This window comes from Nitrosomonas marina, from assembly GCF_900110145.1.
Lineage (GTDB): Bacteria > Pseudomonadota > Gammaproteobacteria > Burkholderiales > Nitrosomonadaceae > Nitrosomonas > Nitrosomonas marina.
The window spans coordinates 227,322-242,910 of the sequence record NZ_FOCP01000002.1 but is presented as its reverse complement, the minus strand read 5'-3'; the positions used below and the strand labels follow the sequence as shown (position 1 = coordinate 242,910).

At 46.8% G+C, this 15,589-nt stretch carries 6 protein-coding genes; 3 read left to right on the top strand and 3 right to left on the bottom strand.

Translation table 11 applies throughout. The features are described 5' to 3' along the window. Positions 1 to 202 precede the first annotated feature (202 nt). A complete protein-coding gene (locus BMX44_RS02420) occupies positions 203 to 2,251 on the top strand; it encodes a caspase family protein (protein ID WP_177167641.1) in 2,049 nt (682 codons plus the stop codon). 201 nt (positions 2,252 to 2,452) lie between these two features. Here the strand turns inward: BMX44_RS02420 and BMX44_RS02415 are convergent, their stop codons facing one another. From BMX44_RS02415 to BMX44_RS02405, 3 genes are all read right to left on the bottom strand, one after another. Further along, complete coding sequence (locus tag BMX44_RS02415; RefSeq protein WP_090627587.1) at positions 2,453 to 6,742, bottom strand: hypothetical protein; 4,290 nt, start codon at positions 6,740 to 6,742, stop codon at positions 2,453 to 2,455. Between the two features lie 536 nt (positions 6,743 to 7,278). Beyond that, positions 7,279 to 8,589, bottom strand: coding sequence for a hypothetical protein (locus tag BMX44_RS02410; RefSeq protein ID WP_090627585.1), 1,311 nt, complete (start codon positions 8,587 to 8,589; stop codon positions 7,279 to 7,281). A 105-nt stretch (positions 8,590 to 8,694) separates the two neighbouring features. Then, positions 8,695 to 11,022 carry an esterase-like activity of phytase family protein gene (locus BMX44_RS02405; protein ID WP_090627582.1) on the bottom strand — a complete coding sequence of 776 codons (2,328 nt, stop codon included), beginning with the start codon at positions 11,020 to 11,022 and terminating at the stop codon, positions 8,695 to 8,697. A gap of 629 nt (positions 11,023 to 11,651) precedes the next feature. On the opposite strand from BMX44_RS02405, the gene glgB reads away from it, so the two are divergent. Further along, positions 11,652 to 13,577: a 1,4-alpha-glucan branching protein GlgB gene (glgB, locus tag BMX44_RS02395; RefSeq protein ID WP_090627578.1), complete on the top strand. Its 1,926-nt coding sequence runs from the start codon at positions 11,652 to 11,654 to the stop codon at positions 13,575 to 13,577. Next, a complete protein-coding gene (locus BMX44_RS16720; protein WP_177167640.1) occupies positions 13,578 to 15,575 on the top strand; it encodes an alpha-1,4-glucan--maltose-1-phosphate maltosyltransferase in 1,998 nt (665 codons plus the stop codon). It abuts the gene before it with no gap. Positions 15,576 to 15,589: the final 14 nt, after the last annotated feature.

The window sequence follows — 15,589 nt, the reverse complement described above, 5'->3', positions numbered from 1 at the left end:
TGAGATCCGCATTCAGAAAAAATTCCTTCTGATATATCAACAGGTTATCAAGATTGATGTGTTTCGTACAGTTTGGGCGATTGTTTGAGGAAGATTCTTGCCCGGACTGTTTTCGATCAATAAAACAGCAAACTTGTATATGAAAGCTTCACATAGACAATACAGTATTTCGCTTTATTGCTGTGCAATTCTGCTTTGTGCTATGTCCAGTTTACCAGCGACCGCCGCCAGACATGCGCTCCTTATCGGTATTCAGAATTATCTGGATACACCGCATTTTAGGGGTCGCGGCATACAGCAGCTTGCCGGACCACATAACGATATAGCGATATTGAAGGAATTATTGCTGTCTGAACGTTTTCAGTTTCCACAGAAAAATATAAATACCCTGCTGGACGAACAGGCCACGCATACCGGTATTGAAAAAGCTTTTCAGGACCTGGCTGCGCGTGTCCAGCCAGGTGATTTTGTGTATGTCCACTTCTCGGGGCACGGCAGCGAGCATGACAATTTTGACGATGAAGAAATTTCCGGCATGGATCAAACCTGGGTGACATATGGTTCACCTGACGCGGGGTCAAAAGACAGTCGCGACATCATAGACGACCAGATCAATATCTGGCTCTCGAAAATCGGCACTACAACTGACAACATCGTTTTTGTGTCAGACTCCTGTCATTCCGGGTCCGTCAGCCGTGGTCTTTTACCGGGTGTTCGCGCGATAGGCAAGGATAACCGGCCTTATCCCGGAATCACGCGCAGCGATAATCTCAAACCGGTGGGTATTCGCATCGGTGCCAGCGGAGATAGCGAAAACGCCTATGAGTACCGTGTAGGCGGCAAGGTTTATGGTCGTTTTACCTGGCACTGGGCGCAGTCGTTAAGCATGATAAAACCCGGCGAAACCTGGAGCGATGTATTTCATCGTACCGAAGCGCTGATGCGCGAAGATACGATAACAGGCCTCGGCGTCAACAAACAACAGCCCCAGATCGCATCGCTGCACAGCCAGCATCACAATACCCTGGTGCTGGCTGGAGAAATACCAGAGAACCTGAACAGGATCATTGTTACAGCAGTGGATGAAGACGGGCAGTTACGGCTGAATGCAGGGCATATCAACAATATTACCAAAGGTTCTGTTTATACAATTGAATCTGCTGCGGATAAATCGACAGCAGTCAAAATAACCGACGTTGACACCTACACCAGTAAAGCGAGCATTATCAGCGGTGGCACAGTTGAAGTTGGCGACATTCTGATCGAACAGCACCGCGCTTACAGCTTTGACCCGATTCCGATTGTAATTGAAGGCGACGGACTGGTGGGGCAGGACCAAATTGATAGTTTTTCCGCCGGGATTGAAGAAAAGCTGGATAAAAACGAATACCGGATGGTCAGTGAACGGCAAAACGACGGTTTTATCATTCGTTTGTTCAGACCTGAACAGCGCAACGGTATGTACGTTCGAGAGACAGGCAACAGCACTTTGCCAAAATCGCATCCCGATGCCGACCTGCAGGCGTGGGTGATGACCATGCAGGAGGATGTGCTGGATGAGGCCCTGCATGTGAATCTTGCCGGCGGCTTTGAGCAGGGTATTGATCAGTTGGCCATAAACATGGGAATACTGGTTGATCTGCTGGACCTGAAAAAACTGCAGAGTTCCCCGCCTGATATTCAAATCAGGGCGCATGAAATTATCAAGGACGAAACCTGTGATGAAAGCCATCAGACAGACGATTGTTTTAGACTGAAGAACAGGTACCGCATTACCCGGACACTGGATTTGAACCAGTTGAACGGACAGCAATTGCCACAGGGAAGCATCCTCGGATTCTCGGTAGCAAACAACGCCGATGAACCCTATTATATTTATCTGATGAGCCTGAGTCTTCGTGACGGTGGTTTTGTACAGTTTCCATATGGCGGCAGAACGGCTGAATATGCCCTGATCAAAGCAGGTGAATCCAGAAAGCTGACCGATGGCGGCGCGCTTGAATTTGCCAGTCCTGGTCTGGAAATTATCAAAGCCATCATCAGCCTGAATCCCCTTGATACCCGCGCATTTGAATTCAAGGGTGTCGCATCCTACCGAAGTATAGCCAAAGTAATTACGCCGCAAAATCATCTGGAACAGTTGCTGAACCGGACGGCACGAAGGGCGGTCAGACGATATGCACCAGAACCTTCTGAATGGGGTACGATACAGGCTGAAATCATGGTGACGGAGCGTGAGGAGATACAATAAACCGCCGAAGCGTGATATCAATCATGCACTCAGGTGAGGACAGGCATTGTTCAGGCAGCCAGTTTTTTGACCATTTGAGCATGGCCTGTCAGTAAACCCACATACCGTTCAAGCACGTATTTGTCCGGTACATTCAGTATATGCCGAAAACAATCAGCGCGGTGCCGTTTATGGTAAAACGGCCCGGTATGTGCGATCTTTTTATTCTCTGGCCTGCTCTTTAAACATGCTTGTACTTTTGATGACGCTGGTAATTGCGCCTATGATGCCGACTACTGAGGCGGTCACAATTGAAACAGCTTCACCGGAGACAAGCGTAATGCCGCCGATAATCAGAATCATCAGCAAACCGATGGGTAATCGGTAATCTTTCCAGACACCGGCTTCTCCTTCGCGCACCAGTTGATTGATAGTATCTGCGGTTTCTGCATTGCGGACAAAGTACGCAAAACTGTTGTTAACGATTTCCAGGCGGCCATGTTCTACCTTAATTAACCCGTTCACAGCCAGGTGTTCAATCATCTGTGTATTGGACGGATTGAGTCTTTGTTGTTTATCGAGGTTGAGCAGTGCAAGTTTTTCGGCATTTGAACAGGACTCCCATTTAAATCGATAAAGCGCACCTGCGCGCATTAAAATGTAATGGATGGTTGTCAGCCGAGCTTCAATAGTTGCATCCCTGTGTTTATTCCATGAATCTTCTTTTGTGTTTTCGTATGTTTTCAGGGGCTCACGAGACAAAAATGACAATTCGGGAAAATCGGCAATCTCCCGCATTAAAAAGGATTGATCTATTTGCCGTTCAAACTCTTTAGCGACTTTGACATTGAAATCCATGAGGCACTCGGCCCATGACAGATATTCGGCATGCTTGAGTACTGAACCGCAATTCATTTGCAGCGGGTCTTTTATTTTGATTCGTTGTAAATTGTGGTGTTCCGCATAGATGGTGAATGAATTTAACTGATTTGCCAGTGTGAGTGATTTCATTTCCATGATTAAATCGAGCAGGTTTTGCCTGAAATCAGGCTGGGCAAGGCATGCCTCAATGTCCCAGATTTGAACATCCAGTTCTTTGTTGGCGGGATTTTGCTCGACGTTCAGCTTCAGATCTGGCTGGGCGTGCGTTTGCGCGCCTAGTCTTTGCAGACAGGGGCTGAGTTGATAGAGCGTATCAAAACCTGTTAACAGAATATGCTGCCTGGATTCGGCTGATTGACTATTGTGCATGGCGGCGGTTCCGAGCAGCAGGGTCAGGTCTATGCCATTCAGTTTTGTACGATCACACTCGATTATCAGTTTTGAATGATACTGGTTCCAGTCAGGTTGTGTAAATTTTGCCTGGGTTAGTTTTTTGATGTGCTGTAAAAAACGGTCCGAGCAATACAATCGTTTCCATAACGTTTGTCGAGTGAATTCATACCAAAACCAAATAATCAACAGGATCATGACAAATGAGACAACCAACGTGAAAATGGATGTGAAGGTTACGCTGTCCGTATGCCACCAAGAAGTATCGTTGTTTACCTGTTGCGATTTTTTGATAGTTTTACTGGCCGGCGGTTCAGAATTAACCAGTTGCAAATTGTATATCCATTGCCAGAAATCTATCAGGGAGTTCAAACTGAGATGGTTTCCCAGTTCGGTTTGAGATGAATAATTTTGACACACACTTTTATCCTCATCCAAACTCTCTTGTAATTCAGTCATGGGCAATAATGTTATTGGATGTATTCGATGGTCGGTGATAGAGTTCGGGTAGCGGCTGATCGCCATCTTGATACTTTCCTGACGTTCGTAATTGAGCCAGTTACAGTCAACTTGTTGATAGTGAAACTCCAGAGTTTTCAGTGGTATTTGTCCCACATCCACTGTATACAAATAACAGAATTTGAGGATTGACATTGACAGTAGAATAACTACGGGAATAAATTTTTTGGAACGAATAGTTTTGCATAGGAAAAATATCAATATTCCGGTAACTATCAGTATTCCGGCAATTGATTGCAAATCACATTTTTTCGCCGAATCAAACGGTGCCTTGTCCAAAGTCAAAAGTAGACTGGTATAATAAGACGTATAGATAACGCAAATAAGAATTGTAACGGCCATAAAGATCTTTCTACCGTTGATTGTTTCAGGTATCGATAATCTGTTTTTCAGACTACTGGCCCAGTTTAATTTGCGGATGACATAGAGTGAAAAAGCAAACAGCAGTAAAACGATGGCAAAGTTAACACTGATGATTAGAAACTGTTTGGCCATGACAACGTCCAGGCTCTCGTCTGGATAAAAGATTACAATTGCCCACTCGTCTACCGGCGCTTCAACTGACTTGAAACGTCCCGGTTGTCCGTGGTAATGGCCGCTCATCACTTCCTTGTCGACTATCCCAAAACGGTCCAGCCCCGTTTTGAGCCATTCACCCAGGTTGGATTGGTTGTTGCCGGAGTAATACAGGTTTTCGACCAGGGTACGGCTTTCATCACTATGAAACAGAACATCGCCGCTGTTACGTTCAATCACCATATAGATAAAATCATAAGGCGCGGGAGCCGCCAGACTGACTGAAGGCAAAATGACATCGGCTGTCAGAGTGTAGGCAAGTGCCGGTTTAGATCTATTATTGATTGAATCCTGATCAACCATGGGCATGGAAATGGTAGTGCCTCGAGTGCCATCGCTTATATTGAGTACACGCTGAATGTATACATTCTCAAAAACACACTTCCCATTTTTTTCTTTCTTGTTATCATCGCACAGATCCAAGTGCCAACCCTGATAGCTTCTGACTTTCTTGTAATAATCGCGGTGGGTCAAGTTCAGGATCAATGGGGGAGCATTACTTTCACGGTAGAATATCGGCGGCAATGTTATTTTGCCTTCATCATTTATAGATGTAACCCCAAGAATTTTATCGGGTATATAGTGTTTTCCCTCAGGTATAGAGAGATAGGAATAGATTTTGTCCGTATTTTTTGGATTATTCACCGCGATAATTTGGTTACCTGCCACAAACCCCAATGTATATAGGTTATCAGGTTTGTTTTGATACGCTTTAAGCAATACTTCCTCTGCGAATCGATCCAGCTTTATATCCGATAAATTGAACTTACAATGTTTGTCTTCTGAAGGTTTGTTGATTCGATAGTCTGTAGCATGCGTAAATGCATGACTCGGTAATATTTTTCTTAAACTGTGCGAGCATCCCCTGCTTTTAACGATGGAGTTCAAAGAGTCCTTGATAAGATTCGAAAATTCTTTAGTTGCGGGTTCGTTGCATTCAGGACGCTGTGGATTTTCCAAACAATTGGTAGAAACTGATGGTAATTGATCCAGTCCGGTGATTAATTTCTGATAGAAAGCTCTGTAATTGTCTAGTCTGTCAAATACCAATTTGAGATCATCCTCTAAATCCGAGGCTAATTTTTTTCCATATTCTGCTGCGTAATGATCTTTGTTTGCCTGTAAAGCAGTTTTTTGCATAAACGCCAGCAACAGAGCAATAAGCGCGATGATAAAGCCGTAACTCGAAGCCATGGTAAACCTTCGGTACCCGGAGCTGATCGACTGGTTTTTGGGTAGCAAATATAGACGCAACAGAGCCCATACAAACAATGAAAAGATGAGCGCTACCAGTAATAAGGGCAGATCTCTGTATTCGGAGCCTTCCGTATGTAATTTGTATTTTGGCAGAAGACCAACCAGGTAGAGGGTATTGATGTCCCTGTCAGCGTTAGTATCTGTAGATTTCTCCTTTTCCAGATTGTCTTTGACACCTTCCCTGATTAGAGGCGTCGCCAGTGAAAAAGGGAAAATGAAGATTCGAAATTCTTCATGGGACAATTTCATATCCACGTGACTGCTGAAGCTGGGTAAATCCCAACCTGCTTTCTTGCTATTGTTATTTGTTGGCTGATTCAATTTAAATTGAAAGCGTCGTTTATTTTTTTCAATTTCTTTGCTAACGCTTGTTAAAGTATCAATTGAGATGGTTTTTTCATCTCCAATTACTGCTAATACCTTGCCTTTGTTGCTAGCAAACAAATACTGACTGAAACCGCGTTTGGGAGTAGGTAAAATATCGGTGATTCGAATTTCAGCTATATCTTCAGCGTTATTGCTATCTCCGTCTCGGATTTTAATGCTTTGTCCTTTTAGAACAAATTTTAAATTTTTAGAAATACTTGAATTTTGTGGAATTTTTCGTTTGTAGCTGGGTAACTGGGTGCGGATAGAATTAAGACTTTCTTTATTGACGTGCATTTTGCGCAACTGGCTTAGGTTCTCATTCAACTTGTTCGAAGCCTCGTACAGCACGCGGTAATAATCATTATTTACGAGATCTTCTCTGCTGTCGACGTAGCTGAAATAACCAATAAGAACGCCGATTAACAGCGCTATGAGTGCAAAAAAACCTAATCGGCGATTTAACGCCGGTTTTCTGGGTTGCGCTGGCTCTGTGACTGTATTGACTGATTCGGTTGCCATCAGCACCTCCTCGCAAGCTAACAGTTAAGCATGTGAATGCCGAAATACACTCAGTAAGAATAAAAAAAACGAAACATACAGTTTGTTAAAAGCATCCTGGATTGTTCGTTTAAAAAACATATGCATCGTTTTTGCTGATAATTGCTTAGCCTTATCAACAAATAAGTAATTTTCAATTGTTATGTCAAATTCAGTCTATTAGAAAGACCATGACAAAAGTATGGGAAAACTCACTTCGAAGAATGAAAAAGCAATATCAATTTTTTTTCGCGCTCGAATGATGACGTATTGCGACCACCAGGATAGCGATGCTTGTCATGGAGAATATCTTGAAGAGTAGAAATATTGAAAATTGTCTGATAGCAAAAAGGGCCTGTGTTCAGGAATTAATAATACTACGGTGTTAGAAGGTTATCGTTGCCCGCCTTTTGTCGACAAGCGGTGGCGCTGAAAGGATTTTATTAGATGTGTGTTGCAAGACATTTAGTCAGGCAATTACAGGGCTACATAATGATGCGAGAATTATGAGAAGTACTTTACGCCGCAAGTTTTTTGGCAGTTTGAACATGACCTGCCAGTAAACCCACATAACGTTCAAGTACGTATTTGTCCGGTACATCCAGCATATGCCGAATAAAATCAGCGCGGTGCCGTTCATCGTAAAACGGTCGGTGTGGATTTTCAGCAAAACTACGGACAGCATGGTAAATATCGTCGCGGCAATGCATTGCAGACTCAGGTATATAATGTGAGATGGCGGAATACCCGGCATGCAGATAATCTGCGGAAAGCACCGGGATGCCGCGTTTGACGGCCTCAAATGCGACGGACGTGGCAACATCGATAATCATGTCCGCTGATGCGATCAGGCTGGCTGAATGTTCGCTGTCCTGCGCAACCTCCAGTCGTGATGACTGAATCTGTCTTAGAATTTGTTTAAGCGGCGTCTGCAAGTAGTCGCGCGTATGAGGTTTGATAATCAGCCGTATATTCTCAAACTGAATAACCATCCTGATAACACGCTGTATTTCATCCCAGAAAAGTGAAAATTCCTTTTTTCGAAGAAAAAATACAATGTAGATTTTTTGTTGATGCTTTCGGGTAACAGGCGGTGGTAACAGGCGGTGCAGTACGTTCAGCCATTCGTCGTTATACCTCGGGGAGCCCAGTATTTTTATTTTGGCCTCATCAATAAAAGGGCGGTAGCGTTTTGCGCATAATTCGTTCGGGCACACGATATAGTCGAACATGTCGCTGTGGGCATATTTGGCTTGCGGTCCGACATGAAATTCGTGATTGCGGATGAGTTCATTGTAGTGCGGACTGTCACCATGCGGAAGCGAGACGCTGATATGCCCCTGCTTTCGGGACAATGCGAGCACATGGCGCACAAACTCAATGGGCAGTGTTGATTTCTGGCTGACCCAGTCAAACACAACCACACCTGCTGAATCTGTCGGAAAAGCTGTCTTGAGCAGAAATGTTGCCAGTTTGTCCCAGAATTGCATGCGCGTTCTGACCGGCCAGAAAACTTCGAACAAATGGTACAGCGAGTGGGATATATATCGGCCTGAATGGCCATATAAAGCCAGGCTGAGAAATCGAAACCTGCACTGATCGGCTGTGGTCAATATGTTCTGGATATTCAGTACCTTGACGCCGGCAAGCGAAGCGATAAACTGTATGCGGTAGTCCCGGGCAATGCTCGAGAAGCCGATCAATACCACCGTGCAACGAAATCCCGAACGGGACCATTTGTATATTACGGGGACGATATGGTCGATGTCGTTGTAGTGTCTAAGAAAAAAAAGTGCCTGTCGCATAAGTCGTAGCCTGGTTGCCTGCATGGTTGTGCATCCGTATCAACACAGGCCGTTGAAAGGTTTTTTGTGTTTTCAAAAAGGCAGGTTCAAAAATTTCTGAAAACTTTTAGACGGCCTGTGTAGTGCGGGTTAATCGGTGCTGCGCACTATGGTGTCGCGCCGGCTTTTCTCAAAAACACCGTTGATACGGATTAGCTGTGTTTCGCCGTTTGAATCGTCAACACCGTCGTTATCGTTTGCAAATAGCATGTCACCTTTTCTCGTCACTGCCAGGCTTTCAATTTTCTCAAGCACCATGCCGCCCGTTGCTTCAAGATCGGGCATCAGGTCGCGTATCAGTGTTTTAGTCAATACGTCAAAGGTTTCACCCTCTGGCCTGAAAATGACATTGTTAACAGAGAACGCGTAGATGTGCTTGATTCGCGCATCCGTATTGGCCTGATTATCACGCTCGACGACAGCAAAGCGGCCATCTCTCAGTGCGGTTATTTCCGATAAGCCAACCCAGCCGCCATTCGGTGACTGACGTACCTCCAGTGGATAGTATGCAAATGTCCATTCCCGGCTCGCCGTGTCATAACGACCGATTCTGACCTGACCGCCATCATCGGAATTATTCGGCTCCGGGTCGCCTATCCAGGGGCGCTGGAATGCGACATATAGTACTTCATTGTCGCCTTCCTTGACCGAGGCTACACCTTCAAAGCCAAAGCGGCGTTGTTTTGCATTGACACTGTCGGGCAGTGTGACGGTGTCAATAATCACGCCGTCCGCAGCAACATGTACGAGTTCATTCAGACTGGTTACCGGACGTCCTGGGTCGTCTACCGATCCAGCACCTTCAGAAGCAATCCAGAAACTGCCGTCTCTATTCGAACTCGCAGCAATACCTTCAGCATCCAGATTGACAGTATGGCCGTTCTGATCTTTCAGTATGATCTCACCGGTAATCACAGCCGGTTTTTTATGAATGTTCATGACATAAATACGGCTTTGCTGATAAAAACTGTCATGTACGGCATACAGCGTTTTTTCATGTCTGGGATCAATTGCGAAACCTGATAAGGCGCCCCATGGGATGGGTGTGCCGTCGTCGCGGTTTTTTGAGAAAACAGTGGGATAATTCGCCTTGCCATGGTTGCTTTTTTCCAGTTGATAAATTGTGATAACGCTGCGGTATTTGTCATCGCGCGAATCGTTTTCGCTGGCGGCCACCAGCAAGTTCCTGTTCGGAATGGCTTTTATGCCTTCAGGTCCGACACCGGCTGGCAAGACTTGCTTCAATACGGGTTTGTGGTGTCTTCCTTTTATTTTGTATACGAAAATTACACTTGAACGCTCGGATGCGACAAATAAATACTGCTGATGGCGATATTCGGCGAATTCCACATTTTCCGGTTCATTGCCTTTATTACCTGAACGGCTGTCGGGATAGTGCCCCAGACGTACCACTTCATGTTCCAGTGTATTGCCGGCTTCAAACAGGATATTGCCATCGGTATCGAACAGCGTGAACCCGCGACTGCCCCCGAACAAGTCGCCCTCATCAGCTGTTGCAAAAACTTCGTTGGAAATCCAGGTTACACCATCGGGTTCGCGTGCAACATTTGTCAGCGTGTCCGTCAGACTGATCAACGCTGGGTCTTCTTCCTGGGTATCGATCTGATGCAGATCGGTTAAACCGGCGGAGAAGTGGTTGATGATTGTGCCTGTAGCCAGATCGATTAATACAATATGGTTGTTTTCCTGCATCGTAACAACGGCGATATTGTCAGTATTGATGTCTACATATTCGGGTTCTGCATCGCCTGGAAACAAATCGGCTAAATTATCCAGATTGACATCACGGATCGACCAGTCTGCCGGCACGCCAGTCAAATCGACAATCTGCAGTAAACCAGCAGGCGCCTGCGGCGGTTCTCCGTTTCCTAAATCCTCGTCGCGTTCATTTTCAATCACGATAGCAGCATAGCGTTCGTCCGGGCTGACGGCGACTGAATCCGGTTGTCCCGCCAGCTTATGCGTTGCGACGATTGTCTGCATACCAATATGGACAACATGAAGATGTCCGCTGGGTGAAATAAAGCTGGGAGATGTATTGACCGCAACCAGCGCGTATTCTCCAGCCACGGCGACCGATGTCGGTTCTCCACCGACATCAATGGCACCGAGTGCTTGAGGATTGTCGGGCCGCTGGATATCGACAAAACCCAGTTTGCCTGTTTCACTGTCGGTATAAACCAGTGTGTTGCCGTCTTTACTGGCATCGACAATTTCCGCGACCGTCTCAACGCCCATATCTGTGTTCAGATACACGGGAAAAGTTGCAATGCGGTTAAAAACACGTCCGTCCGCCAGTGCCGCGAACGGCAACAGAAAAAAGACCACGAGCACGATTACCCCGAATACGGTGTACGTGTGGACTTTAAGGCGGGATATATCACTATTAATATGCATTTAAAACTCCAGTTTTTTTGTTATGCATGGTGCTTGATTACAGGTGATCTTAAAATGTGTTGATGTCAATTTAATGACAAATGCATGAAGTTGCATGTACTGAAGTTGCATGTACTAATGGCGTGTTTGGAAATAATGCTGCGTCATTGATGCAGATAAAAGTATTGCTGTATGGATCGGGTCATCACATTTTTCCGAACTGTCGCCTGTCACGCCAGCGGAATCGGATATCCATACATAGCTGGCAACCATGCTTATCCGTCAATACGGAAACGATTCTGCGTTCAGGGTTATGCAGTTTGCAGTGAAGGAGATGCCAGGTATGGATCCTGATTTTCACAATTGCCGGACGCTCGGGTCAGGCTGTCACTTAATAATTGGTCTGTTTATCTGTCAAAGTGTAGCGTCATTCTGGAAAGAGTCAGGCCATCAAAATGTCTCACAAACCATGACAAATTGCTGTAAGGTAATAAACAATCCAGGAGAACAGAAGGAGCGCCGCCTGCGGCGTAAAAATACAATTTTTACCTGTTTTTGGTTATTCCGGGCAAATGAATTCTTTGTATCTGAGCAGAACGTGACCGGGATCGACTGGTTAACAGATCTATATCCTGTGAAGGAGAATGTATATGGATCAGATAGAATCGATAAGACATGACATTACATTGCTGACAGAAGGCGATATTTATCTGTTCAGGCAAGGAACGCATGCAAGGTTGTATGACAAGCTCGGTGCGCATCAGATTGTTCATAAAAATCAACAGGGAACATTTTTCGCGGTGTGGGCGCCGAATGCCCAGTCTGTTTCGGTTATCGGAGATTTCAATAACTGGAGCACTGATGCGCATCCGCTGAAAATGCGCCGCGATGATTCGGGAGTCTGGGAAGGATTTATTCCGGGCCTGCTATCCGGTACGGTCTATAAGTATCATATTGCCTCAAGGTATCATGGTTACCGGGTCGATAAAGGCGATCCTTTCGCTTTTTGTTGGGAAACACCTCCAAAAACAGCATCCAAAACCTGGGACATTGATTATGAGTGGAACGACGCGGACTGGATGAATAACCGGAAGGCCGTCAATGATCTGGATGCGCCACTTTCTATCTATGAAATGCATTTGGGTTCCTGGAGGCGGCAGGTCGAAGACGATAATCGACCGCTCAATTACCGGGAACTGGCCAGGTGGCTGCCCGAGTACATGCGTGAAATGAATTTTACGCATGTTGAGTTTCTCCCCGTTACGGAGCATCCCTTTTATGGTTCATGGGGTTATCAGACAACGGGCTACTTTTCTCCAACTGCGCGCTATGGTACGCCGCAGGATTTTATGTACCTGGTGGACTGTCTGCATCAGCAGGGTATTGGCGTTATTCTTGACTGGGTACCCTCGCACTTTCCCGACGATGCTCACGGCCTGCACTATTTCGACGGCACCTACTTGTTCGAGCATGCCGATCCCAAACGCGGCTATCATCCAGAATGGCAGAGCTATATTTTTAACTATGGGCGTCACGAAGTGCGTGCGTTTCTGATCAGCAGCGCACTGTTCTGGCTCGACAAGTATCATATTGACGGCCTGCGCGTGGATGCGGTGGCTTCCATGCTCTATCTTGATTATGGTCGCCGCGAAGGAGAATGGACGCCAAATCAGCATGGCGGTAATGAGGACCTTGATGCAGTCAGCTTTTTGCGCAGCCTGAATGAAGCGGTTTACAGAGATTATCCTGGGGTGCAAACGATAGCCGAGGAATCCACCGCCTGGCCGGCCGTTTCCCGGCCCACTTATGTGGGCGGGCTGGGCTTCGGAATGAAGTGGAACATGGGCTGGATGCACGATACGCTGACTTATTTCAGCAAAGACCCGATTTATCGCAAACACCATCATAACCAGCTGACTTTCAGTTTGTGGTATGCATTCAATGAAAATTTTCTGCTTCCCTTTTCACACGATGAGGTTGTTCACGGCAAAGGCTCGATGATCGGCAAGATGCCCGGTGACGATTGGCAAAAATTTGCCAATTTGCGCGCACTTTATGGTTATATGTACGGCCACCCCGGAAAAAAACTGCTGTTCATGGGGAGCGAATTTGCGCAGTGGAGCGAATGGAATCATGACCGCAGTCTTGAATGGGAATTGTTACAGTATTCGCCCCACCGGGGTATACAGGACTGGCTGAAGGATCTTAACCACTTTTATCGCAACGAAGCTGCATTGTATGAACAGGACTTTGCGTCCGAGGGTTTTGAGTGGGTAGACTGTAACGACTGGGAAGAAAGTACCATCAGTTTTATCAGGTCAGCAAAACGCAGTGGCGATGTCATTCTGGCGGTATGCAATTTTACGCCGATTCCCCGTATGAATTATCGCGTGGGTGTGCCGCGTGGAGGCTGGTGGCGTGAGGTGCTGAACAGTGACGCAACCCAATATGGTGGCAGCGGCCATGGCAATCTGGGTGGCGTGGAAGCAGCGCCGGTCAGCGTTCACGGCAGATCGCACTCTCTGATGTTGAGTCTTCCGCCACTGGCGACACTTTTCTTCAAAGTGGAGGAATAGATGGCCCATACGTTACCTGAAACAGGACAGTGCAGAGTAATTATCGAGCGCGTGGAACCGCAGGTGAATAGTGGGCGTTTTCCTGTTAAACGCACTGTTGGCGAACGGGTTGCGGTAGAGGCTGATGTCTTTACCGACGGACATGATCGAATTTATTGTGTGTTGTTGTATCGCCGTGAACATCAGTCAGAGTGGCACAAGACTCCAATGAAGCCGGTGGGCAATGATTGCTGGCAGGGTGCATTTTCCGTGCATGACGTGGGGCGCTACTATTACACCGTAACTGCCTGTGTTGATCATTTTGCCTCATGGTCAGGTGATCTCAAGCGGCGCACCGATCCCGGCGATATCGAGATAGCGCTGCTTGCTGGTGCCGAATTGATCGATGCCGCTGCCTCGCGCGCGCAAAGCAGTGATGCGAATAGGCTCCGATTTTTTGGTAAAGCATTACGCAGCGACGATGACTGGCGCGTTCGGTTTGATACGGCGTTCGATTCCGAGCTTGCACAACTGATGTCCCGGTACACGGATCCGAATCTGGCTGCGGTGTATGATCGGGAACTGACCGTTGTTGTTGATCCTGTGCTGGCGCGCTTTGGCGCGTGGTATGAGGTTTTTCCACGTTCTTGTAGCACAGAATACGGTCGTCACGGTACTTTCGCCGACTGCGAGGCGCGCCTGCCTTATATTGCCGCGATGGGCTTTGATGTGCTATATCTGCCGCCGATACATCCCATCGGTAATACAAAACGTAAAGGTCCAAATAATACCCTGGTGGCGGGCGAACATGATCCCGGCAGTCCATGGGCCATTGGGTCAGCGGAAGGAGGGCATCTCAGTATTCATCCGGAACTGGGTACACTGAAGGAATTCCACAGTCTGATCGCGCGCGCGCGCGAGTACAAGCTGGAGATCGCCATGGATATTGCATTTCAGTGCTCTCCGGATCATCCATATGTCAAGGAACATCCAGAGTGGTTTCGACACCGCCCTGACGGCAGCGTTCAGTTCGCGGAGAATCCGCCAAAAAAATATGAAGATATTTACCCTTTTGATTTCGAGAGCACCGGCTGGCAGCGATTATGGACGGAACTGGAAGGCGTGTTTCGCTTCTGGATCAAACAGGGTATACGGATTTTCCGGGTGGATAATCCGCATACCAAGAGTTTTTATTTCTGGGAATGGACAATCAACAGCATCAAGCGAGATCATCCTGAAACGATTTTCCTGGCTGAAGCGTTTACACGGCCAAAGGTATTGCACTACCTGGCCAAACTGGGATTCAGCCAGTCTTATAATTATTTTCCCTGGCGCAACACCAAATACGAGATTGTTCAATATCTCACACAGCTGTCGAAGGGCCGTGAGCGCGAATACCTGCGCCCCAGTCTGTGGCCGAATACGCCGGATATCCTGACGGAATACCTGCAATATGGTGGGCGGCCTGCGTTTATGATTCGGCTTGCGCTGGCTGCCACCCTGGGAGCCAGTTACGGTATTTATGGTCCGGCTTTCGAGCTTTTTGAAAACAAGCCGAGAGAACCCGGCAGCGAGGAATACCTCGATTCGGAAAAATACCAGATTCGGCACTGGGATCTGCAGCAACGTGACAGCCTGAAAGACTATATTGCACGAATTAACCGTATTCGCCGGGAAAATCCGGCCCTGCAATTTGACCACATGTTGCAGTTTCATGCTGTGGATAACGAATCGCTTATCTGCTACAGTAAAAACACTGAAGATCTTGACAATATCATTCTGGTACTGGTCAATCTGGATCCGCATCATACACAGTCAGGATGGCTGGATATTCCGCTGGATATTTTCGGGCTGGATGCGGATCATTCCTATCAGGTGCATGATCTGTTGAGCAATGCACGTTTTATCTGGAACGGTCCGCGAAATTATGTTGAACTGGATCCCCGGATTGTGCCGGCGCATATCTTCCGTCTTCGCAGGCGTGTGCGCAGTGAACGGGATTTTGATTACTATATGTAACCCAGGGAGCAAGT